21 protein-coding genes and 1 pseudogene are annotated in these 24,662 nt (G+C 63.6%); 12 read left to right on the top strand and 10 right to left on the bottom strand.

The genetic code is table 11. The annotated features are described in order from the left end of the window. Positions 1–153 precede the first annotated feature (153 nt). Together HJ588_RS18885 and HJ588_RS18880 are read right to left on the bottom strand one after the other, a co-directional pair. On the bottom strand, positions 154–414 hold the full coding sequence (locus HJ588_RS18885; protein ID WP_171158679.1) for a metal-sensitive transcriptional regulator: 261 nt from the start codon (positions 412–414) through the stop codon (positions 154–156). Further along, positions 398–799 (bottom strand): DUF302 domain-containing protein, encoded by a 402-nt coding sequence (locus tag HJ588_RS18880; RefSeq protein WP_212756222.1) that lies wholly within the window; start codon positions 797–799, stop codon positions 398–400. Before HJ588_RS18880 ends, HJ588_RS18885 begins: the two co-directional genes overlap by 17 nt. A 218-nt stretch (positions 800–1,017) precedes the next feature. On the opposite strand from HJ588_RS18880, the gene HJ588_RS18875 reads away from it, so the two are divergent. Beyond that, entirely contained in the window at positions 1,018–3,072 is a 2,055-nt protein-coding gene (locus HJ588_RS18875; protein WP_265448140.1) for an MMPL family transporter, read from the top strand. A 430-nt stretch (positions 3,073–3,502) separates the two neighbouring features. On the opposite strand, the gene HJ588_RS18870 is transcribed toward HJ588_RS18875, so the two are convergent. The 4 genes from HJ588_RS18870 to HJ588_RS18855 are packed head-to-tail and all read right to left on the bottom strand — an operon-like array spanning position 3,503 to position 6,297. After that, positions 3,503–4,396 (bottom strand): cytochrome c biogenesis CcdA family protein, encoded by an 894-nt coding sequence (locus HJ588_RS18870; RefSeq protein ID WP_171158675.1) that lies wholly within the window; start codon positions 4,394–4,396, stop codon positions 3,503–3,505. Next, positions 4,393–5,127, bottom strand: a complete 735-nt coding sequence (locus HJ588_RS18865) for a DsbA family protein (protein ID WP_343036812.1) — start codon at positions 5,125–5,127, stop codon at positions 4,393–4,395. Before HJ588_RS18865 ends, HJ588_RS18870 begins: the two co-directional genes overlap by 4 nt. A 13-nt stretch (positions 5,128–5,140) precedes the next feature. Next, a complete protein-coding gene (locus HJ588_RS18860) occupies positions 5,141–5,626 on the bottom strand; it encodes a hypothetical protein (protein ID WP_171158673.1) in 486 nt (161 codons plus the stop codon). 5 nt (positions 5,627–5,631) lie between these two features. Beyond that, complete coding sequence (locus tag HJ588_RS18855; protein WP_343036811.1) at positions 5,632–6,297, bottom strand: ArsR/SmtB family transcription factor; 666 nt, start codon at positions 6,295–6,297, stop codon at positions 5,632–5,634. 192 nt (positions 6,298–6,489) lie between these two features. On the opposite strand from HJ588_RS18855, the gene HJ588_RS18850 reads away from it, so the two are divergent. Then, positions 6,490–6,891, top strand: coding sequence for a cytochrome c oxidase subunit 4 (locus HJ588_RS18850; protein WP_171158671.1), 402 nt, complete (start codon positions 6,490–6,492; stop codon positions 6,889–6,891). 122 nt (positions 6,892–7,013) lie between these two features. Here the strand turns inward: HJ588_RS18850 and HJ588_RS18845 are convergent, their stop codons facing one another. After that, on the bottom strand, positions 7,014–7,817 hold the full coding sequence (locus HJ588_RS18845; RefSeq protein ID WP_212756221.1) for a GntR family transcriptional regulator: 804 nt from the start codon (positions 7,815–7,817) through the stop codon (positions 7,014–7,016). Further along, the gene (locus HJ588_RS18840; RefSeq protein WP_171158670.1) at positions 7,814–8,185 is read right to left on the bottom strand and encodes a DsrE family protein; all 372 of its coding nucleotides are present in this window, start codon (positions 8,183–8,185) and stop codon (positions 7,814–7,816) included. Before HJ588_RS18840 ends, HJ588_RS18845 begins: the two co-directional genes overlap by 4 nt. 114 nt (positions 8,186–8,299) lie before the next feature. Between HJ588_RS18840 and HJ588_RS18835 the strand changes: the two genes are divergently transcribed. The 3 genes from HJ588_RS18835 (at position 8,300) to HJ588_RS18825 (ending at position 12,296) form a co-directional block, all read left to right on the top strand. Continuing rightward, positions 8,300–9,676, top strand: coding sequence for an MBL fold metallo-hydrolase (locus tag HJ588_RS18835; RefSeq protein ID WP_171158669.1), 1,377 nt, complete (start codon positions 8,300–8,302; stop codon positions 9,674–9,676). Between the two features lie 36 nt (positions 9,677–9,712). Next, positions 9,713–10,918, top strand: a complete 1,206-nt coding sequence (locus HJ588_RS18830; RefSeq protein WP_171158668.1) for an NAD(P)/FAD-dependent oxidoreductase — start codon at positions 9,713–9,715, stop codon at positions 10,916–10,918. A gap of 154 nt (positions 10,919–11,072) precedes the next feature. Continuing rightward, complete coding sequence (locus HJ588_RS18825) at positions 11,073–12,296, top strand: chloride channel protein (protein ID WP_171158667.1); 1,224 nt, start codon at positions 11,073–11,075, stop codon at positions 12,294–12,296. Positions 12,297–13,028: 732 nt separating this feature from the next. Here the strand turns inward: HJ588_RS18825 and HJ588_RS20240 are convergent. Then, positions 13,029–13,358, bottom strand: a pseudogene (locus HJ588_RS20240) (thermonuclease family protein); the annotation flags it as partial. Positions 13,359–13,453: 95 nt separating this feature from the next. On the opposite strand from HJ588_RS20240, the gene HJ588_RS18815 reads away from it, so the two are divergent. The 7 genes from HJ588_RS18815 to HJ588_RS18790 all read left to right on the top strand — a co-directional run bounded on the left by HJ588_RS18815 (position 13,454) and on the right by HJ588_RS18790 (position 23,806). Next, entirely contained in the window at positions 13,454–15,025 is a 1,572-nt protein-coding gene (locus HJ588_RS18815) for a site-specific integrase (protein ID WP_212756220.1), read from the top strand. Positions 15,026–15,105: 80 nt separating this feature from the next. Then, the gene (locus HJ588_RS18810; protein WP_212756219.1) at positions 15,106–16,875 is read left to right on the top strand and encodes a hypothetical protein; all 1,770 of its coding nucleotides are present in this window, start codon (positions 15,106–15,108) and stop codon (positions 16,873–16,875) included. 598 nt (positions 16,876–17,473) lie between these two features. Beyond that, positions 17,474–18,976 (top strand): integrase, encoded by a 1,503-nt coding sequence (locus HJ588_RS18805; protein WP_171158663.1) that lies wholly within the window; start codon positions 17,474–17,476, stop codon positions 18,974–18,976. Continuing rightward, complete coding sequence (locus HJ588_RS18800) at positions 18,973–19,404, top strand: hypothetical protein (RefSeq protein WP_171158662.1); 432 nt, start codon at positions 18,973–18,975, stop codon at positions 19,402–19,404. Before HJ588_RS18805 ends, HJ588_RS18800 begins: the two co-directional genes overlap by 4 nt. Before the next feature lie 624 nt (positions 19,405–20,028). Then, positions 20,029–20,769 (top strand): MauE/DoxX family redox-associated membrane protein, encoded by a 741-nt coding sequence (locus tag HJ588_RS20235; protein WP_425270269.1) that lies wholly within the window; start codon positions 20,029–20,031, stop codon positions 20,767–20,769. Next, the gene (locus tag HJ588_RS18795; RefSeq protein ID WP_171158661.1) at positions 20,766–21,377 is read left to right on the top strand and encodes a hypothetical protein; all 612 of its coding nucleotides are present in this window, start codon (positions 20,766–20,768) and stop codon (positions 21,375–21,377) included. Before HJ588_RS20235 ends, HJ588_RS18795 begins: the two co-directional genes overlap by 4 nt. A 2,264-nt stretch (positions 21,378–23,641) precedes the next feature. Then, on the top strand, positions 23,642–23,806 hold the full coding sequence (locus HJ588_RS18790; protein WP_171158660.1) for a hypothetical protein: 165 nt from the start codon (positions 23,642–23,644) through the stop codon (positions 23,804–23,806). Positions 23,807–24,204: 398 nt separating this feature from the next. Here the strand turns inward: HJ588_RS18790 and HJ588_RS19115 are convergent. Further along, a partial coding sequence (locus HJ588_RS19115) for a hypothetical protein (protein WP_212756218.1) occupies positions 24,205–24,662 on the bottom strand: 458 nt, incomplete at its 5' end.

Here is a 24,662-nt window from a genome sequence, read left to right as displayed (position 1 = left end):
TTCGAGGGCCGCTGGCCCACCGCAGAGAAGTACTAATCAATCAGGGCCAGAAACACCGAATTTCGGACACTCCCCGACGATCATGTTGTGGTTGGTCAGATGGGTAACTGGATCTCTGGTGAGCCACTCTGGAGGGGCGCGTGGCCGCGTCTTCTAGGCGAGGGCGAGAAACAACTTCTCGAGCTTCTTGGTGTCTACGCTGTCGCGGCCTTCTTCGGCGATGCAGTGTTCGAGCCCGGTCGCGACAAGGGCGTAGCCGCCGCGGCTGATGGCCTTGTTCACGGCGGCCAGCTGGGTGAGGGCATCCTCGCATTCCGCACCGTCTTGGAGCATCCGGATCACGGAGGCCAAGTGTCCGTTGGCGCGTTTGAGGCGGGTGATGATCGCGGTGATCTCGTCAGGCTCGAGTTGCATCACGGTCTTTCTGGTCGTTGGTCAGTGCATCCATCATCACTGACAGGCGCGCGCGTGCCTCGCCGGCGACGTCATCGAGCACGGGGCTGAAGTCGGTCATCACCGCGGGGTCGAAGACTTCGACGACGCTGCCGTCATCCTCGACGCTGATCACGACGTTGCACGGCAGCAGGGTGGCGACACGCGGGTCGACGCTGAGCGCCTGCTGGGCCAGTTCGGGACGGCACGCGCCCAGGATGATGCGCGGTGCGACCTGGACGCCGAGCTTGGCCTGCAGCGTGGCGGCCATGTCGATCTCGGTGAGAACGCCGAACCCGGCGTCGGCGAGTAGCTCGCGGACCCGGGTAACGGTTTCGTCGTATCCCTGCCCGACGGTCACCCGCATCGTGAAGTCGTTCATTTCGTTCTCCTCAGCTGACTTGCATAACCCCCCTGGGGGTTCTGTACAGTCGTCATCATATCCCCCCGGGGGGTTAAGAGAGGACGCTGATGACATCTACCCGGTTAACGAGCAGGGCATCGCACGATAAGAATCAGACCGCTGCCGGCCGCTCGGCGGGGCCGTTGGGACGCCTCGGTCTAAGGGTGCTGGGTCATGCCCGCGTGACGCTCGCCCTGTGGGTGCTGATCGTGGTCGGACTCGGCATTCTCGCGCCCCGGGTGGAGGCCTCCTTGTCCGGAGCCGGGTGGCAGGCCAGCGGTTCACAGTCGGTGGCTGCCCGGCAACTCGCGCAAGAGCACTTCGGCGGAAACGCCAGTTCCGCGTTGCAGGTTGTCATCCACAGCGGCGACACGCGTCTGTCCTCACCCCAGGGGCAGCGGACGATTCATGCGGTGGAGCAGACGTTACGTAGTGATCACCGGATTGCCGCGGTGATCGCGCCGCAGCCTGGTGCCACGCTGAGCAAGGACGGGCGCACTGCGATCGTGATCGGTGGCGCCGGCGCTGACACCAACGACATGGTCCGGGCGGCCGTGGATCTTAAACCCCAGCTGACCGCACTGTCGGGCGACGGCATTCAGGTGACGCCGACCGGGGCGTCCCAGCTGTGGGCCGATTTCAACGCGGCGAATCTCGACGCGATGCTGAAGTCGGAGATGCTGTCCTGGCCGATCACGTTGGCGATCCTGGTCCTGGCGTTCGGCGCTCTGGTCGCGGCCGGTCTGCCGCTACTGCTGACCCTGGCGGGCCTGGTCGCCTCGGCCGGCTCCTTGGTGTTGATCAATGAGGTCGTGCCAGTCTCTATTTGGGCGATGAACTTTGCGATGATGTTCGCCCTCGCCCTGGGTATCGACTACGCCCTGTTCATCGTGGTGCGCTACCGCGCCGCTCGCGCGGTCCCAGGAGCCACCCGGGAGAGCGCAGTCGCCGAAACGATGGACACGGCGGGCAAGGCGGTTCTGCTGTCGGGGTTGACGGTGTTGGTGTCGTTGTCGGCCGTTGAGATCGTGCCGTCGCCGGCGTTCCGGTCGATGGCCGGCGGGATCATGCTCGCCGTGGTTTTCGTGCTGGCCGCCACGTTGACGTTGCTACCCCTCGTGCTGGGCAGCCTCGATACCCGGATCAACAAGCTCGCACTGCCGTGGGCGCGGGTCAGTCAGCACCGTTCACCGGCTTTCGAGAAGTGGGGTGAACGGCTGTGGCGCCGCCCCCTCGCGTACGGCCTCGGCGCGCTGGTCGTGTTGCTGGCTCTGGCCGCACCGATCACCGGCCTACGGACCGCGATGCCCTCGATCAAGGTGCTCCCTGACAACGCGGCCGCTCGGATCGGGTACGACCGCGTCCAGGCAGCGTTCGGTCCCGGCGCGCCGGGGATGCTCCAAATCATCGCGCCCACCCAGGAAGCCAAAACTGCTGCGACGGCCGTGGCCAAGGACCGCGGGATAGCAGCTGTCCTTCCTGCTCAACCGGCCGCTGACGGTGCGCCGTACACCCTGATCCAGGCAATGCCGAAGACAGACCCGTCTAACCCGGGCCTGCGGCAGACCGTCGACCGGTTGCGCGACACCCTTCCGCGGGGGGCAGTCGTTGGTGGTGCCGCGGTCGAGAACCTCGACTTGAAGAGCCAACTCGATCGCTCGACACCATGGGTCATCGGCATCGTGTTGGGCCTCGGGTTCGTGCTGCTCCTGGTAGCACTGCAAGCACCACTGATCGCGCTGCTGGGTACCCTGGCCAGTCTGTTGTCGACGGCCGCGGCCTTCGGTGTGGCGCGCCTGGTCTTCCAGGACGGGCATCTCAGTGGCTTGTTCAGCTTCGAACCGCAGGGATTCCTGGACGCGTGGGCGCCGGTCTTCTTCTTCGCGATGATCTTCGCGATCGCGATGGACTACACCGTCTTCCTGCTCGCCTCGGCCAAAGAACACTGGGAGAGATCCGGCGACCCCCACGAGGCGATGGTCGGCGCGGTCGCGCACTCCGGACGGGTAATCTTCGCCGCCGGCGCCGTCATGGTCGCGGTCTTCTTCACGTTCTCCCTGTCCGGCCCGCTACCACCGAAAGAGATGGGCGTCATCCTCGGCGTCGCCGTCCTGCTCGACGCCTTCCTGGTGCGCCTCGTCCTGCTGCCGGTGGTGCTGCGCCTGACCGGACGTGCGGCATGGGCATGCCCCTCCTGGTTACGCCGAATCCTGCCCACCATCCGCTTCTCCCACTGACCAAACACGACCGCCCAGGGGGCAACCGCACAACCACGAGAGGCCGCACCACGCCGCGCGGATACACCGTCGGCGAACTTCGCCGAACCGATCGAACCGGCCCGTACAGGCAACAAGTAACAGGAGATGTATTCATGTGTCGACCCATCCGCTGCAAGCAGTGCGGTAAGACCACGTGGGCCGGCTGCGGCCGCCACGTCGACCAAGTTATGGGCAAGATCCCGCCAGCTGACCGTTGCCCCGGACATCCGAAACCGCCACAGAACTCCAAGAGCTCCGCTTGGCAGCGGTTCCTCGGCCGATGATCACTCGACCGCGGTGCTACGGCGCATCAGGCAAATTGAGTCCGTGTTCAACAGGAACGGTTCGTTGAGAACGAATGTTGCCGATGGGCTGGCCAACGAGACAAAGACATGGGGTGAGCGAGCCCTCACCCACGAGTGCGGTTGTGGCGCAGACCGCTACGTTCACCGTGCGGTGGTGTTGGCTGCTGACGGGATCGAGAAACGGCGATAATGGACGCCACAACTGCGATCACAAGCGGGAAAGCCCAGACGGGTACGGCCTCCGTAACGCGCGAGATCGCCTCTTGGGCGCTTGTTTCCAGGCCGGTGGTATCGGAGAGACCAAGGCTGCCGGTCAGGCTTGCGGTGCCGTCGTAGAGCAGGAAGAGGGCGCCGATGACGATGAACAGGGCGCCGGAGATGAGCGAGGTCGTGTGGATCTGAAACGGTCCGATTTGAAAGGCTTTTCCCCGAATCCATGAGCGCTGCCCTAGATGGAAGCGATCCCAGAACCATGCCAGCACGAAGAGCGGCAGTGCCATGCCCAGTGCGTACACGGCCAACAGGGCCCCGCCGAGGGTTTTGGATCCTTGGGTGGAGGCCATGGTCAGGATCGCTCCGAGTACCGGCCCCGAGCAGAATCCTGCAAGTCCGTATACCGCGCCAAGGGCGACTGTTGATAAATAACCGCCGCGGCCGGCGCCGCGGGATGCCGCCCAGGTTTGCAGGCGTGCGGTCAGTGGGAGGCGGAAGCCACCGCCGAGCAGCTGAACTACTCCCATGCCGATGATGATCCAGCCAGCGATCAGGATTAGTTGCCCGCGGTGGCCGTACATGAGCCTCGATGCTGCTGCTGTGCCTGTGCCCAACGGCACTAGTACGAGCGCAAGCCCGACGTAAAAGGCGGTCGTCCGGGCGAGCAGTGCGCGCCTGCTAGAGAATGCGTAAGCGAAGAACGATGGCAGCAGCAGGGCACTGCATGGTGACAACAACGACAGGGTGCCTGCGGCCAGTGCCGACAGCAAGCTGACGTTGTTCACTGTTGGTCCTTGGATGCCTGCTCGATCGTTTTCTCAAAGACGCTGAGTGGTTGGGCTCCGATTACCGGCGTTCCATTGATCACGAAAGCGGGCGTACCGCTGATCCCGAGTTTCTGGCCTTGCGTGAAGTCAGCTTTGACTGCCGTGGCGAGCTTCGGGTCGCGCATGTCGGCGCGAAGCTTGGTCCCGTCCAAACCGACTGAGGTGGCCAACGACACGATCCGGTCGGTGGTGAGCTCCCCGCTGTTGGGCGGTGCCTGATGTGTGTACAGCGCGTCGTGGAGCTTCCAAAAACCGCCCTGTTTGCTGGCGGCGCGCGCTGCCAGCGCCGCGGTGTACGACTCCTTGCCGAAGTAGGGGAAGTCACGCCATTCGATGCGTAGCACGCCTTTTTTGACGTACTTGTCAACGAGCTTCGTCTCGGTGGTGCGCGCGAATTGACCGCAGTAGGGGCACTGGAAGTCGGAGAATTCGACCATCACCACCGGGGCGTCTGCTTTGCCTTGAGCTAGCGGATCAGCGGTCTGCCGACGTGCGAGGTGGCGGAATTCCTTGGGTATGTCGCCCACTGATGCCGAGGCTGTTTGATTGCCTGCTGGCTTCGACGCGTGCGCCGAGTTGCCGGGTCGGGTGGCGATGAAGGCAACGACTGCGACCACGGCTGCTACGAAAGCCACGAACAGTGGGGTCATCACGTGACGCTGCGCTGAATCGGTATTGGCCTTACTCACTGGTGTCAGTTCCTTACGTCGTTGGTTGAGGCCGTTTGGGCCGGCACTGTGTCTGCGCGGTCAGACGGGCCCGCAGCGCCCACATCAGCAAGGCGATGGCCAGCAGCTGCAGGAACGGCTGTACCGGCTCGAAGAAACTGATCGCCCCGGCATACCCCAACGCCATCAACACGATCTTGTTGCACACGGGGCAACCAACAGCGAAGAAGGTCAGAAGGCCCGCCGCCGTCCCGTGCCGCACTGGCCGCGCGGCTGTTTCGGCCGATTCGGCTGCTGACGGCGACGCGACGTATGTCGCCGTCAGCAGCCCCATCAAGAGGCTCGACACCAGCAGCGCCGGCCACGCCCACCATTGCGGCGGTACGTCTCGGCGGAACAAGGGGTTCGGGAGTAGGTCGGTGGGGATGGCAACAACTACGACTGCCACGACCGTCACGGCACCGGTAATGCCCCACTGCCTCGGAGCCCAGTGTCGGATCGCTGCCAGAGCCTGGACCATGTCGCTCAGACCCCTTGAGCGGTTCGCTCAAGGGGCAGACCGGCCAAGCGCCATTCGAGGATCCCGTCCTCCAGGCGTTTGGCCTCTCGGCCGGCGGCTGTCAACAGTGCGACGGCATCGTGTGCCAGCAGGCAGTAGGCGCCGCGACAGTACGCAATGAGGTTTCCTGCGGGTAGCTGCTGCAGTGACCCGGAGAACTTCTCCAGCGGCATCGACACCGCACCGGGTAGATGGGCTTGTTCGAACTCCTCCGACGGCCGGATATCCAGCAGCGTGGTCTGCGGGGCGCCCAAGACCTCCATCAGCTCGGCACGAGTGATCACTTCCGGTCCGTCGTCGCCCGCACCCAGGTAGGCCCGACGCGCCACCGTCACATCAGGTGAGTGCGTACGTGCCACCACGCCCAGCGCTGCGAACAGGTCTGCCACGTCTTCCCCGGCAAGCCGGTAGATGACGCGTGTGCCATCCCGTCGTGAACCGACCAACCGCGATGCCCGCAGAATCTGCAGATGAGCCGACACGGTGCTCAGCCTCTGATCAAGAGCCCGCGCGATCTCCTCCACCGAATGCGGGCTCTGCGCCAACAGCTCAATGATCTCTAACCGGCGGGGACTGCCGAACGCCTTCCCAACCACCGACAGCTCTTCGAACAGCCGTATCCGCGAACCCACTGCATCCTCCATAAATATCTGGAATACTGGAAGTATGTCAGGTGGCTAAGCCGTTGGCAAGCCTAAGGCCGCCTCAGGCACTTGCCGGGCCCCGGCATGTGCAGCACTTGCACCTCAGTGCGGGGTGAGGACAGCGGGTGCGCCGCGCGACGCGCGCAGGTAGGTTCGAACGAGGTCCGCAAAGGAGTTCAGATGAAAGTTGAAACAAAGATCTTTTTGCTACTGGCGGTCTATGGACTCGCCGTGGGGACGATCTATGGCACGTTCAGTCATTGGAGCGAACCTGTCGGTGCCGTCGCTTTCTATCTGACCGGTCTGGCCTGTCTGCTGATCAGTAGTTTCCTGTGGTGGACCGGTCGCAAGATCGACTCCCGGCCGGACGATGATCCGTCCGGCGAGCAGGGCGACGTGGAGGGCGATTATGGATTCTTCAGCCCGCACTCATGGTGGCCGTTGTTCTTGGCCGCATCGCTTGCCGTCATCGCCTTGGGGCTTGCGGTGGGATGGTGGCTGGTGATGCTTGCCGTCCCGTTTGTGGCGCTGGCTGCGATTGGCTGGGTCTTTGAATACTTTCACGGAGAACACTCTTTATGAGTGCTTGAACGGGTGCGTCTTGCATCGCGATGCCGGGTTATATGCGCCTATTGGAGTGTCGAACTCAGCCTGCTTGTGATCGCTGGCCGATCAGAAGTCAGATTGGATCTGAGGCAAGCCGGTCATGCTTCAGTTGATCGGTGCACCGCAATGCGGTACCCGGTTCGCGCGTCGAAGTCGGCCATCATGCTGAATCGATCGGCGCGCACGATGGTTTGTCGCCATTCGGTGGGTTGATTGTGTGAGATCCCGAGTCTGTCGATGCAAAAGACGGCTTCTGAGGGTGGGATGTGTAACAGTTCGCGAACGTGCGCCGCGGGGACGGCTGCCCGTAGTTGCTCCTGGCCGCTGGTGAGCCGGATGCCGCACCGGTGGTCGAGTTCGTCGTACAGGCTTGTGTTGTGCCAGTCGACGTGCAGCAGCGGCCGCGCCACATCGGCCGGCAGCCAGACGTCGTCGAGAGCGAGCGGTTCGTCACCGGCCAGGCGAAGCCGGGCTAGGTGAAGCAAGGAGCTGTCGAGGTCCAGGCCGAGGCGGTCGGCGATATGGGCGTCGGTGGTGATGGCAAGCGCGCGAACGACACTGTGTTGGCTGATGCCGGCAGCACGGACCGACTCGAAGAGGCTGTATAGGGCGCCGACTGGTTGTTCGATCTCAGTGGGCGTCGCCAGGTGCGGTGACCTGCCGCGCTCGGCGGTGACGATGCCGTCCTCACGCAACTGGCGCAGAGCCTGCCGGACTGTTTGCCGGCTGACGCCATAGTGCTGTTGGAGTTCGGACTCGGCCGGAAAAGCGCCGGTGAATTCTCCCTCGGCGATGCGCTGGGAGAGGTCTTCGCGGATCTGGCGCCACAGTGGCGCGCGGCCGGAGCGATCGATAGCAGGCATCTTCCTGATTGCTTTCCGTTGCGAGTCCTGGTCGTTCACAACCGTAGGTACGCGGCGCCGTCCCACTGGCGACGCGCCAGTTCCGCCACCCCCGAGGGCACCACGGACACACCACTGATCAGGTCCGATGCAGTTAATCCTCTGCTGCGCATCGTGTTGGCACAAGCCAGCACCCGCACGCCGTGGGCCAGCAACTGCCGGACTCGGGAGGTTCGCAACGCGGCCGCCTCAGGCACTTGTTGCGACAGCGCCATATCAATCCCCGCGCCCACTGCGACCACGTCGATCACTGCGTCCGGGGCAGCGGCGTGCAGATTCTCAACCTGACGGGTCATCGCCGCGATATCGGCGGTGCCGGCGTGCACCACCACGGACTTCTCGCGCTGATCTTGTGGCCCTGACGACATACCATTAATGTACGTACATATGAAGCAAGGGCGCAATCTGCCGCTGGCTCACGTCGCAAGAGCCGGCCTCGAGCAGGCTGGACGGACACGCGCAGCGATCGAAAGAAGGTTGGCATGACGGTGCATATCACTCAGATCGAGACTCCTGAGCTGGGGAACCGCAGCTATGTGGTGGATGACGGGCGTGTCGCGGTGGTCATCGACCCGCAACGGGATCTGGACCGCGTCGAGGAGGTCTTGGCGGACCGCGACGTCGCGGTGGCTGCAGTCGCCGAAACACACATGCACAACGACTATGTCACCGGCGGGTACGTGCTTGCGCAACGTCACCAGGCGCCCTATGTAGTCAATGCCGCCGACCCGGTCAATTTTGACCGGCGCGCCGTTGCTGACGGCGACGTGCTGGTGGTTGGTGGGATGCGCGTGCAGGCTGTTGCGACCCCCGGGCACACCGACACTCACTTGTCCTATGTGATTACCGATGCAGACGACGAGGCTGCCACGCCAGCGGTTTTCACGGGCGGGTCATTGCTGTTCGGCAGCGTGGGACGCACCGATCTGGTCGATCCTGATCGAACCGAAGAACTAACGCACGCGCAGTACCGTTCCGCCCGGCGACTGGCGGACCTGTTGCCCGAAGACGCCGCGGTGTATCCGACGCACGGCTTCGGTAGCTTCTGCTCCTCCGGCGCCACAACGGGCGCCGATGCCAGCACCATCGGTACCGAGCGGCGCACCAACGATGCCTTGACCAACCCGGACGAAGACGACTTCGTGCGCAGGCTGGTCGCCGGGTTGACGGCATATCCCGCCTACTACGCCCACATGGGCCCGTTGAATCAGCAGGGCCCCGGCGCAGCAGACTTGGGTTCTCCCCTGCCAGTCGAGGCAGAGGAGCTGACCCGGCGGCTGACCGCCGGAGAGTGGGTCGTCGACCTACGGGACCGGCGCGCGTACGCAGCCGATCACATGGCCGGCAGCGTCGGCATCGAGTTGGGCCAACAGTTCTCCACCTACCTGGGGTGGCTGGCACCGTGGGGTGCCCCCCTCACCCTGATCGGCAAGTCGCAAGAACAGATCGCGGATGCCCAACGCCAGCTCGTCCGGATCGGAATTGATCAGCTCGCCGGTGCCGCTGCAGGCGACCTGGATGAGATCGCAGGTACTGCCGACCGGGCGCAGTACCCCCGGGTGACGTTCGCCAACCTCAGCGCCAAAGCACCGCAGGACATCGTGCTGGACGTGCGCCGTGCCGATGAACGCACCGGCGGCTACATCGCCGGCTCTGCGCACGTTCCCCTCCACCGATTGCTCCTTGACCTGCCGCAGCTACCCGCCGGCCGGTTGTGGGTGCACTGCCGCTCGGGATACCGGGCCTCCATCGCCGCCAGCTTGCTAGACCGTGCCGGACGAGACGTGGTCCTCATCGACGACGACTTCGACGATGCCGCACAACAAGGCGTCGAGATCGTGCACGACCACGGGCACTGACAACGCACCACCATCAACAGGCCATGGAGGCCAGCCATGAATGCACACACCACACACCACCGCGTCGCTGTCGTCGGCGGCGGAACGGCCGGGATCAGCGTCGCCGCCCGCCTGCTGCACCACGGCATCAACGACGTCGCGGTGATTGACCCGGCGGTCACGCACTACTACCAGCCGCTGTGGACACTGGTCGGCGGTGGTCGAGCACCGATGGACGAGTCCGGCAGGCCAGAAGCATCGGTAATGCCGAAGAAAGCGACCTGGGTGCAGCAAGCAGCCACCGGATTCGACCCCGACAACCGGAAAATCGCGCTGCAAGACGCCAGCACCATCGAGTACGACGCCTTGGTGGTCTGCCCCGGTATCCAGCTAGATTGGGACGGCGTTCCCGGCATGGCCGAGGCGTTGAACACCCCATACGTGTCCAGCAACTACTCGCCCGCACACGCACCCAAAACCTGGGAGCTGATCCGTAACCTGCGTTCCGGCACCGCGATCTTCACAATGCCGTCCAAGCCAATCAAATGCGCTGGCGCACCACAGAAAATCGCCTACCTCGCCGCGGACTACTGGCGCGAGCAGGGCGTGCTGTCCGATATCCGCGTCGTGCTGGTGCTGCCCACACCAGGAATGTTCGGGGTGAAAGTGTTCTCCGACGAACTCGAACGCGTCGCGGCCCGGTACGGCATTGAAGTCCGCACTCAGTCCGAACTGACCGGTGTGGATCCCCAGGCCCGGCAAGCTGTCATCAGCGACCACGACGCCGGCACCGACGAGACCCTGACCTACGACCTGCTGCACCTCGTACCACCCCAGTCCGCGCCCGACTGGGTCAAAGCCTCACCGCTGGCCGGACCCGACGACCCGGCCGGGTACGTGCAGGTCGACAAAGAAACCATGCAGCACACCCGGTACCCCGAGGTCTTCTCACTCGGCGACGCCGGATCGACCCCGAACTCCAAAACGGGTGCCGCCATTCGCAAGCAGGCGCCCGTCGTCGCGGACAATGTGCGCAAGATCCTGCGCGGTGACACACCAGCCAGCCGATACGACGGGTACGCATCCTGCCCGCTGACCACATCCCGGCACACCATGCTCCTGGCCGAATTTGACTACACGATGCAACCCGCGCCGACCTTCAAATTCATCGACACCACCAAAGAACGCCGCGACATGTGGTACCTCAAACGGTACGGACTGCCGGCGATGTACTGGAACGCGATGCTCAAAGGCCGTGCCTAACCCGGCCCGCCAACGGCCACACCCACCGGCACCCACCCCACCCCGCGGCCACAGCAGCATGCCGGGAATCACGACACGACAGTCTCGCGCCCGCATCGGGCTGAGACTATGCGCGGCGATCCTGATTGCCGGGGTCTTGTCAGGGCTTGCCGGAGTGGCCCTGACGTTCTTGCTGCACCTCATCGAACGGTGCGCCTACGGGTACGGCCACGGATCGTTCCTGACCGGGGTACACGCCACGCCGTGGTGGCGCCGCGTCGCCGCCACCACCGGCGGAGGACTGCTCGCCGGCACCGGGTGGTGGCTACTGCGCCGCCGCCGGAACGTGCCCTCCCTGAACGACCTGGTTCATAAGCCCGCCGCGTCACAACGAATCGGCACGGTCCTGGCGGATGCCCTACTGCAGGTGCTGATCGTCGGATCCGGCGCCTCCATAGGCCGCGAAGGAGCGCCTCGGCAAAGCGCTGCCGTGCTCGCCGCGACTGCCACCCGCCGCCTTCGGCTAGCCGACATCGACCAGCAAGCCCTCATCGCAGGTGCCGCCGGCGCCGGGCTATCCGCCGTCTACAACACACCCATCGCCGGCGCAGTATTCGCCCTCGAAATCATCCTGCGCACGCGACGACCGCGCACAATCGCAATCACCGTGGGAGTGTCCCTCACCGGGACCAGCATCCTGTGGCTCATCCACGGCACCGGCCCCACCTACCGATTGCCGCCCATGACATCCGGCTGGGCCCCGGTAGCGGTCTGGTCCGTCATCGCCATCGTCCCGTGCCTCATACTCGGGCGAGCGTTCACCCGCCTCACCCACGCCGCCCGCAGACACCCCACGGCAGCTACACCCCGGCTGATCCTGTCGCTAGGCGCAACCGGGATAGCGCTCGGCGTCGCCGGATGGTGGGCACCGGAGCTCTTCGGCAACGGGAAAGCAGTCATCGACGCGATCGCCGACGGCAATCGTTCGCTGGCCCTGCTCACGACGCTCATCGTCCTCAAACCGGTCGCCACCGCCGGATACCTACGCGCTGGAGCAACAGGTGGCCTACTCACCCCATCCCTGGCCACCGGCGCCGCCATGGGGGCGGTTGTCGCGATCGTCCTGCACAACGCCGGATTCCCCGTCGACGTCCCCAGCTTCGCCCTCATCGCCGCGGTCGGGTGCTTAGCCACCACTCAGAAAGCCCCGCTCTTCGCCGCCATGTTCACCTTCGAACTAGCACACCCCGCAGTCTGGGAACTGGCCTGCTTCGTGATCACCGCCCTCGGCGCCAGCTACCTCAACAACAAAAGAGCGCTGCCCCGACCCAGTCGGCGATCGCAGCGCAACCGGCCCAAAAAGGCGCATCCGAAGGACGGGTCATACACGGAGTCCTAGCCCTGATCTGCGTCCTCTTGAGCGCGCCTTCTTCCACAGCCCGCGCCGGGCGAAGAGGCCCGGGGCGGGTGCTGTGGGATATCCCGCAATGCCTGCCCGATGCAGTTGCGTCGATCGATAGAACCTGGCCAGCCCTGTGCGGAACAGCCCCGGCGCAGGACAAGCCACGCCTATCACCCATGACCCTCATCGATATGCTGCTGACGGCCGGACCAGCAAGAACGCCCAAGGCGGTCGCGGCGAGTACGGATACCATCCGGTCCATCCAGATCCGCATCCACGCCCTGTGCTCATCGCCTGCGCCCAAGGCGCACGTGTCGGCGTATTCGATCAGCTCACCAGCATGCACGGCCACCATGCTGACCGAGGGCACTGACACCTCACGTAGTGGGTCACGCGCTGCGGTACGCCGGCCGAGCAGACCCTTCGACGGAGACCAACCGTTCGTCGGAAGGTGCCTCTACGCGGGAGCGATCACTGCCTCGGGGAGCGGCGAACTACCCGCGACGCATAACACGGCCTCGACCACCGGACGAGGCACGCCCTCACGCCATCGGTCGCGTTCCGCTGCGGGCAGCTCCGACCATGACGGCGGGTGCGGCAACACATCACCGAACCCGCACGACGTCTCGTACATCGCCCGCGCCGCCGCTTCGACCGCCGCAGCGAACACCCGACCGTGGACCGTGGAAGTTGCGGAGCCCGGTACCGGTACGCCGGCATCGTGTCCTGTCATTGCTTTCCCTCCTGGCTGATCGTGCACGTCGCCCACTGGCCGCGGCGGGCACGCTGCGCCTCCCTTTGCGCGGCAACATACTGTGCGCGGCGCGACTCCGGGGCTGCCGAGCGTGGGTGATATTCCGACGCCCTACCTGCCTGGATCATCGCCAGTCCGATATCGCGGCCGTCGAGAGTGACGTAACGCAACAGGCGCCCGTACCGATCTACAGTGTCGCTGCCCGGGCCGGGCGACAATGTGACGGTGTGGCGCCAGATCATTCGATCCAGCGCGGTCCGCGCATCCTCTCCCCCGCACTGCTCCGGCACGGAGCCGTGTCCGGTCTCGGGCGCATTCGTCCTTCTCTAGGCTGTTCGGAATTGTCGGTTCCAACCCAGCTGGAGGGACGTGTATGCCTGCGCACTCAACGAGTTGGACGGTGGTGTTCTACGACTTCACCGCGCCCCCAGCCGAGGTCGACTGCGTGCCGGGGTTCGGCGACTTGAACACGCGCGCAGTCGAGAACGGTGCCCGGCACGGCACACCGGCCTTGGTGGGGCCGGGAGGTCGGCCCGATCCGCGAATCAACCTGTTCTTCCGAACCGGGCGGATGACGTCGGCCCGGCCGACGACGTGGCGACGGTATGCGTACGCACTCGTGGTCTGGCTGGAGTTCCTCCACCTGTCCGGGCGAAGCTGGGACGAAGCGACGCCTGGAGATGTGGAGGCGTTCAAGGAGTGGCGGCTGTCGTCAATGGACAATGCCGGACCGGTGCAGCCGACGAGCTTCGATACCGACCGGGCCGCGCTGAACAGCTTCTATCTGTGGGCTGGTCAACGGTACGGGGTTGGTAATCCTGTCGCGATCACGAGTTCGAGATCGTCGCATCACGGGCTTCATCGGACGTGGATGGGTTCAGCGCCTGGCGTGGGCCGTGACCCGTTGCGGCCAGCGAGTTCATCGCGGCGGCAGGTCAAGTGGATGCTGCGGTCGGCGTTCGAGCAATGGCGAAACATCGGGTTGTGTGGCTACGGCTTCGATGGGGTGCGTCGTACGGGGTGGCGTGGCATGAATGAGGACCGCGACGCCGCCTTCGTGGACGGCCTGTACGGGACGGGGCTGCGTCTGGCGGAGTGGGCCAGTGTGCTCGATATCGAGATTCCCGAACCGGGCTCAAGCCGGTTCGCGGCGGCACGGCTGGCGGCCGCGTGCATCAAGGGCGGCCGGGCGGGCAGGTCGTACCGGATCCCACGCAGCGTGCTGCACGCGATCGCCGCGTACACCGACCCGGTCGAGGGCTCTCGTGCCGAGGCGGTACGCCGCGCGCAGCGGGCTGGCCGGTACGAGCGGCTCCCGGCTATTCAGGTAGTCGACGACTATCGCCCTGCAAGCCGTCGAATCCTGATCGAGGGCGCTGCTCACTCGGTGTCGCTGGACGCGTTGGGGATCGACGAGCGGCGGCTGCTGTTTCGCCAGGCCCCACAGGGGCTCGTGCCACTGTGGCTGTGGCTCGCACCGAACGGGATGCCGAAGAAGCCTTACGGGTGGGAGGACACCTTCGACGCGGCCAACCAGCGCATCGCCCGAATATGGGCGGAACGCCCCGGCGGCGGCCTGGCCGCCGACTGCCCGCTGTGGGCACGGCCACACATGTTGCGGCACTCGTTCTGCTTGAAGTGGTACTCGATCTTGTCGGCGGTGTGGCGCTGCCGTGTGGACGGTTTGTCCGAGGAGGAAACCCGGGATCTACGCGACCAACTGGGTGACATCTGGTTCCAGCTGGCCACGTTGATGGGTCACGCTCACCCAATGACCACCCGGAACATCTACCTGGAACCCTTCACTGGTCTTGAGATCGACTACCTGATGGGGTTGCTGGACCAGGAGGAGACTGCCGGCGTCGACGCACTGCTCCGGACGCTGGCACGCGAAGGTGGGCGCACTCTGCAACCAGTACCTGCCCCGGCGGATACGAGCGGGGCCACCGGGGCTCAGGTCGTGGAGCGGTGAGTTCGGGGCCCCGTGGCGGGCAGCGTGCCACCCATCCGGCCACCGGCTGGATGGCGAAGCCGCGATTGCAGCCGGACGGGATGAGCGTGCTGTTTCTGGAGGAGTCCAGCGGACGCAGCACTGTCTTCGATTTCGCTGGTTTGTCGGTCTCTGAGGATATCCGCCGGTGGCTGGCTGCCGCGGTTGCCCGCCAGATCACTGCCCGGTCGAGCGTCAAACGCTTGCAGACGGCACGCTCGCTGGTCGATGCAGCACGTCACTTCGCTGTGGTGCTGTCGCAGCATCCCGTCCCGGCCCAGTGCCCGGCGGACATTGTCGGCGATCATTTCGCGGCGTTCCGACGCCGTTACGAGCACCTGAAACCGCGCACCGTTGCTGGCTACGTCGAAACCCTGCGCCGGCTGCTGCACGAGGACGACCGGTTGAGCCCGAGCGCGCGCCAGGGTCTGGCGGCGATCCGGGTGCGTGGGATGAGTCGTCGAGAGACCACCCGACAGACCTACACCGATGCGCAGTGGCAGGTGATCATGACCGCGCTGCGACGTGAAGTGCGCACCGCGAGGGACCGCATCTATGGTGCACGGCGGCTGTTGGCCGACTACCGTGCCGGCGACCTCCCGGCGGGAAGCGAGCACCTTCTCCTGGGCGAGCTACTGGACGGGTTCGACCGCACCGGCCAGCTGCCCCGTAAGGCCAACACGTGCGGCACTCCCGAGGTCGCCCGGTGCGGGGGCTTGGTGACGGTGGCGGGCATGCTCTGCCTGTCGCCGCACGAGTTGGCGGCGTTCGCATTGCTGTTGGTCACGTTGACCGGCCAGAACTATGGCACCATCGCGACCTGGCCGGCGGCACACTTCCGGCCCGACGGGGGTCTGACTGAGGACGGCGTTGCCTTGGTCGAGGCGTGCAAGCCGCGGCGTGGCCCCGAGCACGAGCACATGATCGTTGCCCTGGAAGACCTACTCACCGTCGATGACCCCGAGCATCGGTGGTCTCGGTCCCCGCTGCGCGTCTACCAGCTGTTGCTGAACCTGACCGGCATGGCTCGACGCCATGCCGGGACCGACAAACTGTTCGCCGGCCGGCTCGCGAAGACAACCGCTGCGGCCACGAGCCCGTGGATCACAACCCTTCGTATCCAGCACGGGCAACGGTGGGCCGAGGCCCGGGGATTTCCGACCGTTGCTGCGGCCGAACCCGGCGGGACACCGGTTGTTTCCGCACGATGTTTGCGATTGACCGCGATCGAGCGTCGTCGGCGGCCCGTTGCACACACCGCCACCACGATGCGCGACATCTACCTCATGCCCCACCCGGTCGTGCAGGATCAAAGCCGCACCGTGATCGCCGCAGCCCTGGAAGCCGAGGTCACCAAGGCCCGCGATCATTTCCGCGTCCCGGTCTTCACCCAGGCTTTCGTGGACCTGGCCCGCCGGGACCCACGGGCCGCCGCCGACCAAGCTGGCGTCGAGCCGGACCAGTTGGCTGGCATGGTGGGCGGAGCCCAGGACACGGTGCTGGCGTCCTGCCGGGATCATCGCGACAGCCCCTACGACCCCGCGGGGACCGTGTGCTCGGCATCCTTCCTGACTTGTTTGGACTGCAGCAACGCCCGGGCTCTGCCGCGCCAGTTGCCGATCCAGATGGCCGCGATCGACGCGCTCCAAGACCTGCGCCGCCATACGCCGCCGACACTGTGGGCGCGTCGATACGGGCCACGGCTGCAGCAACTGCACGACATCATCAACGCGTTTCAGCCCGCAGAGATCGACCACGCTAGGCGCGCCATTACCGCTCAGCATCGACAGCGCATCAGCGACCTTCTGGAGGGACGATGGGACTTGCAGTAGCCCGCACCGGCTCAGACCTTGCCGAGGTGTCGATCCTCCACCGGCACACCATCCGCCCGGGTACCCCGCCCGAGAAGCTGTCGTCGTTCGGCGACATGGTCTGGCACCTGGGCCCTGCCCATCCCGACGCGCACGTGAAGATCGCGGCGATCTACTGGCGACGTTGGCCCGCGGAACTGGTCGAGGATTTCAAGACCGTGGTGCTGGCCTTCTTGACCGAACCGACCCCGCGGACGGTCACCGTCACCAGCGGCGGGGAACTCATGGGTATTGGCACCCTGAGCTTCCGGCTACAGACGCTGCGCGTGTTTGCTACCTGGATGAGCCAGCAGCACCTGAGCAGCCTGGGCGAGGTCACCGACCAGCAGCTGGACCGGTACCGCCAGCACGTCCTGGGACTGGAGACCAGCAACCGGCGAAACGGGACCTGTTCATCGGGGTCCTTGCCATGTGGTCCTACCGTGACCGCCTGCCATCACGCTGCCGCATCGGATCGGCAACCGTTCCCTGGGGTGGGACCACTCCGGCTCGGATGGCCAATGCGCCTGCCCGGGCGGCGGGCCAAGAGAACACGACTCCCCGGATCGCCTCCGCGACCATGGAGGCGTTGCTGTCCTGGTGTTTGCGGATGGTCGACACCATCGGCCCGGACATCGTGGCGGCACGCGACGAACTCGACCGGTACGAAGCTGGAACACACCCTGACCAGGACGCCTACCACGGGCTATCGTCACGGCAACGCGTCACCCGATTCGCTGCACTGACCGCCGAGCACAGGAACGCGCTGCCGGGCCAACTGAGCAGTGACGGCCAGTCCGCGATCAACTGGGCTCAAATCGCGATACGCCTGAACCTGACCAACCACCAAGTCCACCCGCACCTTCGCGATCCCGTCCTCGACCGCGACCTACCAGTCGCTGCCGGCAGTTTCGTCGGCACCATCACCGGCCGGATCGACGACCAACCATGGCGACAACAGCCGATCACCACGCAGGAACTATCAGCGCTGATGAAGTGCCTCTCCGCGGCATGCTTCGTCGTCATCAGCTACCTATCCGGCATGCGCCCCGGCGAGACGCTCAACCTGCGCCGCGGCTGCGCGAGCCAACACCCAGACACCGGGCAACTGCTCGTCAACGGACGCTACGGCAAAGGCCACGGTCGTGCACCCCGCCCCGAAGACGGCGAGCACGATCCGTGGGCTCGGGCATGGGTCGTCGTGCGGCCCGTTCACCAAGCCATTGAAATCCTGGAACAGTTGTCAGAGTCTCCGTTCCTGTTCCCTGCCAGCCTCACCGGCGCACACGTCAGGCGACCTGCCGATCACAACGCGCGACGCACCGGCGATATGACCCATGACCTGCAGCGCCTCATCGACTGGGTCAACACCACCTTCGCCCGCACCGATGGCAAGCCGCTGATACCGACGGACCCGAACGGGCGCATCTACCCCTCGAGGTTCCGCCGCACCCTGGCCTACTTCATCGTCCGCCGCCCCCGCGGGTTGATCGCCGCAGCACTGCAATACGGGCACGTGTCCACCACCGTCACCCTCAGCTACAGCGGCAAAGCCGACACCGGCTGGCAGGACGACGTCGCCGTCGAAAGACTGGAAGCCATCCTCGAGCAAAACGAGCAGGACCACCTGCTCCTGGCCGAAGGCGAGTCGGTCAGCGGTCCCGCCGCCACCGCCTACCAAGACCAGATCCAGCAAACCCACCGGTTCGCCGGCCGCTCCGTCAACCGGGTGCGCAACGTCGAACGCCTGCTGGCCCAGGTGGACCCGAACATCCACCACGGCGACGCCATGACCTGCGTCTACCGTCCCGAGACTGCAGCCTGCCGCACTGCAAGAGTCAACGAAGGGCTCCCAGTCGACGACGGACCCTTGGAAGCCGAATGCCAATCCGGATGCTTGAACCTCGCCTACACCGACCGCGACATCCAGCTGCTGCGCGAACGCGTCAGTACCTTGGATGCCGGTGCTGAGGACCCGCTGGCACCAGAACCCCTCCGCGACCGCACTCGTGCTCAGGCCAGTCAGGCACGAAGCGTGATCGCCAGGCACGAGACCACCACAACAACAGACGCAACGTCGTGAGCCGCCGCAAACGGGACCTGGAAACGGAACGCCGCGACCTGACCGCGGCCGCGCAACGCCTACTGGACGGCACACCCCTTCGATCCACCAGCGGACGACTCACCAGCACAGAACTCATCACCGAATCGGGGCTCCGGCGCGATGTCGTCTACGGCGACCACAAGAACCTCGTCGACGACTTTCAGACCCGTGCCAAAGCTCAGCATCAGACACCAGCATCCATCGCGCAGGTTGCCGACGAAAACCGTGCGCTCAAGACTGAAAACGCTGACCTGCGAAGACAACTCGACGCCGGACGGCAGACCACCACGACTCTCGTCAAAGTCGCTACTGAGCTCTCCCTCGAGCTTCAGCAAGCACGTGCCGAGATCGCCCAGCTACGACAGGTCCAGCGCCTGCCAAAGCCACAGACCGCGCCTAGCAAGTAGCTCGGCGTCCTTCATCACCGACGACGCAGTACGTACCTGCTATCGGATTAACAGTCGACTCCTTGGCGCTGAGGCCTCTACACCAGATTGGGAGACGCACCAACGCCATCTCGGCGCACTGCGAAGAGTGCTCAATAGTAGCGAACGAATAGATGGTCCGTCTGCCCAGACCACGAGAGATTGAATTTCCAGCACCCCGGGCGCGGCATCGTGACGTAGGACGGTCCAGGACCATCAGTCAACACGCGGGTTACTTCCATACCGCTCTTCTGGTCCACAGCTTTAATCCGAAGTGGCCCGCTCCCTGACGACCGAGCGATCCACAGAATCTTATTCGCCCGGTCCGGATCGGACTTCGCACCTCCTTGTAAAGGCCACCCGAAGGGGACCGCCACAATCCGACCTTGACTCCCTGTCAAGTGCGCCCGCGGCGCACTTGGAGTGCTCATCACAGCGCCCGCCCACTGCGGGAGGACCGATTTTGAGGGTGCCTGACATCCTCGCGACCCCGCTGCCTCAGCCTCGTGCGTCGAGCGCGTCTCCACAGCGCTCGAAATGGACGAACCCCCAGTGTTCCCAGGGTGATTCGCCTCACTGCTCGAGCAACCACTTAATGTCATTGCGATGGCGGCGACCGCCACGCTGCCAGCCTTAACCGCTCGTCGATCCATCCTCGCACCTCCTCCTCCACCAGCCATCCAACCACAGCGAAGTCTTGACATCCGTCAACGTAAGAGTAGCTTGACAGCAAGAACACAGTCCTTGCCAACGAGCTCATCACAGCTCACCGACGGGGGTTTGTCCGTTGCTGGGGAGGAAGCAATGGCTTGGAGGTTCGTCGAACTCGTCTTAACGGTTTTCGTTGTCGTTGTATTGGTGCGAGCCAGCGTTTCAAAACTGGCGTCACCTGGACCCGTAGTCCGTTCCGTAAACGAGCTATTTCCAAATATCGACGTGCAGAGATGGGCGATATTCGCGCTCGTCGCGCTCGAGCTGGCAACAGCTTTTTCGGCAGCATTCCGCGGCTTCACTGTGCTCGTGGAGCTAGTCGGTCTAGCTGCCCTCGGTTCGCTATTCATCATCGCTGGGACGCTGGGTGCAATACGTGGATCCGAGGAGCCATGCGGTTGTTTTGGAGCAGCAAGCGCCAGTTCATTAGGCTGGCGTAACACCGCATTCGGCGTCGCACTCCTCATCTATGGCCTCTTTCAGGCATGCGCACCTATCGACTATGCCGCACGCGTTGCAGTAGTCGCATGCTTAGCATCAATATCGCTCGTTTGTCTGGCGGCACAGAGCGAGCGATACGTGGCACTGTCCGTCTTTCAAACGATATCCCAGAGATTCGAACGGATCCGAACATGACCGTTGTGACCACACTCCTGACCGCGGCCGTATTTATTCTCGCGATTGCGGTGACCCTCTTGTTCGCGATGATTGGAGAACTTTCATCTAGGGAATCTGGCCCATCCGCTGCCACCGAATCATCTGACTGGGTCGAGCCAATACCGGATTTCAGGCGGGACTTAACTGATATCGGTTGGCCTCCAGAACTCCGTGACACCGCGACAACAGGACTCATAATCGTCCTCAGTTCCATTTGCAGCACGTGCAGCGCTGTCGCGAGGTCCCTTAACGACGATGCGCACTTTGTTGCCGACAACAACGTCCACATTGTTGTATCGACCGCCACCTCCAGTATCGGGCAGGACTTTATCGATGCTTACAATCTATCCAACTTGCGGCCGTATCTTGATGTCGGCGGCAACTGGGTAGTCGGATCCCTCGGCATCAACTCCAGTCCTTCCGCGGTGTACATCCAAGACGGACTCGTGCGCAGTGCCTACAATTTTGGATCCATAGATGCTCTTGAATCTCGAATACTCGAAGACCGCGAACGACTACGCGCTCTTCGCTCAACGCTTGATTCAAAGGGTTTGGAAAATGAGGAACGAGTGAAGGAGCAGGCATGATGTTCAGGAAACAGCAGCAAACAGGCCCCGCCTGCGACCGAGCTTCTTCTGAAAAGAAGGTTCGCAGGCGTCCACTCTTGAAGAGCATCGGAGCGACAGGTATCGCAACGTCTGCAGCAATTATCGCCGGCACGGCCAACGCGACCGAAGCGTCAGCAGCGCCAGCGTGCTGCAGCCTCGCGCATCCGTCAGGACCGAATCACGTCAGCTACTCCTACTGCTTCGCGCACCAGGACTATATCTGGTATTGCTCGACAAGTGGTGGTGTCCACTGCTCCTGTTGTGAAACGAAGAACAACGCAAAGTCGGCGGCCGACTGCAGATACAACTAAGAGAAAGTAACCATGACGGAGCCTTCCGTAGCTAACGGCGACAGAATCATTCACGAAGACGGTCGCGGACAGATTGTTGTCACACGGTTCGAATGTCCGAACGCGTACTCGTTCGCATTGATTCGCCTACTTCATTACGCGGTTCGACGCCAGGCGAAGAAGCGTGCTCTCGCATTTCGAGGAGTCGCGGTAATTTCATCCTGGCGAACCAAGACGATGATGAGTATTACTGTGTGGGATTCACTGCAGGGAATCTACGACATGGGTCAAGTTAGCAAGCATGTCGCGGCTTCGCGGGTACCGTCGAAGTTGCGCGCCCAGACAAAGTGCGGGATATATACCTATCGCGGAGAGTGGAAGACCATCATGTTCGATGCTCCTCATGCGATACCCGAAGAACCGGAACCCATCCGGCCTCTTTAAGAATTTGAGTACTATTAGATAGGGGAAAGATGATGTGGACACCACCAATAGACAGAGGATTCGCGTTCGTCCACGACTCCATCGATGGTAGCCATGACGTCATAGTGGCGTTGACGGTTGGAGGTGGCGGCGAAGCCAAGAACGTCGTAGCGAAATACTCTGACAGACCATCCGTGGACATCGGGGGTTCCGTAGAGATGCTTGATTTGGGACGCGGGGTGCAACGCACCAAGAATGCGGTCTTTGTTCATGGCAAGCTGAATGACAGAAACGTCTACGTGCGATCCGCGGACTGACATTTTGATCCCATGGCGATACTTATCTTCTGTCTCGCGGGCGTAGGTGCCGTGCTTCAGATGTTTTCTCCTTGAGGACAGTCCATGGCCGGGGTCGCCGGCCCTATGCTTCGGCGGAGTAGATCGGATGGCACACGTTTCTTGACGGGGCTCTTTGTTGGTTGGCTAACCGCCGCTATTGCTGTAGGTTATGCGCTCGACAAATTTGGGCATGTCCTAGAGGACGCAATTGGGGTTGAGTCGCGCCTTGCGATCACGGTGGGAATCTTGTTGCTTCTTGGGATGGCCGATACTTACGGTCGTACGCCTCACATTTGGCGGCAAGTGCCTCAAGCGCTGATACGTGTGCTGCGCCCGGGTCGGTTGGGACTCCGCTGGGGTGTCGACCTCGGCTTGCTCGTGACGACCCAGAAGACAACTTCTCTGTTGTGGGCAGCACTCATCGCGTTAACGTTGCTGGATCCAACATATGCGATGGTCATTCTGGTAGAAGTGGCTACTGTTTCAATGGTTGCGATTACTATCCGAAGCATCAGATATTCGGTGTGCGCACTCCCACAGCTTGGAGATGGAGAAAGATGGTGGTTTCGGACTATGCGCTACGCGTCTGGATTCTCCATCATCCTGTGCGGGCTCGTTTTGCCTGTCCTGTTGTGACAACAATAGGAGCTCCAAGGGCATCTCCTGTTCGAAGTACGCGTATGGCCTTGCAAGTAACCAAGTACGAACGGGTGATTACATTGAGCATTTGGAAGCGAAATCGGAACGCCGTCGGCGACCGCAGTGGATCCTACAGGGAAAAGCTCCGCAGACGCCCTCTCATACAGAGCATCGCCGCGACAGGAATAGCAACGTCTGCGGCCATCATTGGCGGTACAGCTGGTGCGCCCAAGGCGTCTGCATCACCGGGATGCTGCAACCTCTCGCATCCGATCGGAGCTGGTCACGTCAGCTACTCCTACTGCTACGCCCATAGGGGGTACATTTGGTACTGCAGTGCGAGTGGGGGCAGCTTGCATTGCTCATGTTGTGAAACAACGGGCAACACAGAGTCTGGGGCCGACTGCAGATACAATTGATTGATTTCGTTCACCCCGTTGGCGGAGCAAGGTGGAACGGGCGAACTGCTCGGGCCAAAGCTCAAGTGGGATGTCTTGGGGCATCACCTGGTAGTTGACACGTGGTCGCCTCCTTGGGCGGGCACGTGCGGTGTGTGCCGTTGCCGGACGATCTCGCCGCCGAGCTGCGCGAGCACGGGGCATGGCTGAGCGCCTTCAGCAGTGTCGCTGATGCAGGCGATCTGCGGGACATCGCACGCGGTTACGAGCCAGTCCCGTTCTGCAAAGTGACACCGCCCGCGGCGATGGGCCGCCACTGAGAGCTCGCGGACAGCGTCTTTTCTCATCGCCAGCATCGGGGCCGAGAGACCCCACTCTGGCCGCCGAGGTCTGGCGGACCACAGTGTTTACAGCGAGGCCCTTCCTGATCCAAAGGTTGCCCCAGGTAGACCCGACACCAGCCATCGCGACACCCAAGTTGCCTAATGAATGATCCCGAGGATTCTGATCTTCCGTGACTGACCGTCGACATCGGTGCGAAAGGTGTCACCGTCGACCGTCGCCGTCACACGTACCCGCGTTCCCCCGCTCGTCGCTAACCTGGCCATGCTTGAGGACCTAGCCGGCTGGACCGACCCCGAGGCGTTCGACGTCGATGCGCACCCGGACAGCACCGCCACAGCCGCGACGACGACACAGGCAACAGCTGCTGCACGTTTCATCGTGAGTCATCGTCGGGCATAGTCGCGAGCTGCTCGCGTACCTGCTCCAAAAGGTCGTGCACGGTGCGGCCCTGATGAACGGCGTTGGCCTCCAGCAGCATGCGTTGACCGGCCACAATAAAACCGACGACGCCGACCACGAAAGCATTGCTGCGCTGGGCGATCTCGCTGACGACCTCGCTGGCTGCCTCGGAATCTTGCCGGGCTGCGGCGTCGACGAGCCGGTTAGCGCTGCCGATCCACTCATCGCCCAGACCAGCGGCCTCGGCCTCGGCCATGGCCGAAGCCCGCGATGCTCCCAGAGCGTCCGAGACCGTGGCGTATATGCCTTGCCGGCAGGCGTCCACTGCGGTCCCGACCCACATCATTGAAAACCCGGCGGGAGTGTCCGAAATTCGGTGTTTCTGGCCCTGATTGATTAGTACTTCTCTGCGGTGGGCCAGCGGCCCTCGAG

The sequence above is a fragment of the Flexivirga aerilata genome (assembly GCF_013002715.1).
GTDB lineage: Bacteria > Actinomycetota > Actinomycetes > Actinomycetales > Dermatophilaceae > Flexivirga > Flexivirga aerilata.
The sequence above is the reverse complement of the archived record's forward strand: the minus strand, read 5'-3'. Positions and strand labels throughout refer to the sequence as shown.

Bases quoted from the DNA above. Each gene is read 5' to 3' on its own strand.
- HJ588_RS18885 (WP_171158679.1), bottom strand. From the start codon at position 414: ATGCAACTCGAGCCTGACGAGATCACCGCGATCATCACCCGCCTCAAA.
- HJ588_RS18805 (WP_171158663.1), top strand. From the start codon at position 17,474: ATGGAGGCGTTGCTGTCCTGGTGTTTGCGGATGGTCGACACCATCGGC.
- HJ588_RS18810 (WP_212756219.1), top strand. From the start codon at position 15,106: ATGAGCGTGCTGTTTCTGGAGGAGTCCAGCGGACGCAGCACTGTCTTC.
- HJ588_RS20235 (WP_425270269.1), top strand. From the start codon at position 20,029: ATGGCGGCGACCGCCACGCTGCCAGCCTTAACCGCTCGTCGATCCATC.
- HJ588_RS18835 (WP_171158669.1), top strand. From the start codon at position 8,300: ATGACGGTGCATATCACTCAGATCGAGACTCCTGAGCTGGGGAACCGC.
- HJ588_RS18880 (WP_212756222.1), bottom strand. From the start codon at position 799: ATGCGGGTGACCGTCGGGCAGGGATACGACGAAACCGTTACCCGGGTC.
- HJ588_RS18850 (WP_171158671.1), top strand. From the start codon at position 6,490: ATGAAAGTTGAAACAAAGATCTTTTTGCTACTGGCGGTCTATGGACTC.
- HJ588_RS18840 (WP_171158670.1), bottom strand. From the start codon at position 8,185: ATGTCGTCAGGGCCACAAGATCAGCGCGAGAAGTCCGTGGTGGTGCAC.
- HJ588_RS18795 (WP_171158661.1), top strand. From the start codon at position 20,766: ATGACCGTTGTGACCACACTCCTGACCGCGGCCGTATTTATTCTCGCG.
- HJ588_RS18830 (WP_171158668.1), top strand. From the start codon at position 9,713: ATGAATGCACACACCACACACCACCGCGTCGCTGTCGTCGGCGGCGGA.
- HJ588_RS18860 (WP_171158673.1), bottom strand. From the start codon at position 5,626: ATGGTCCAGGCTCTGGCAGCGATCCGACACTGGGCTCCGAGGCAGTGG.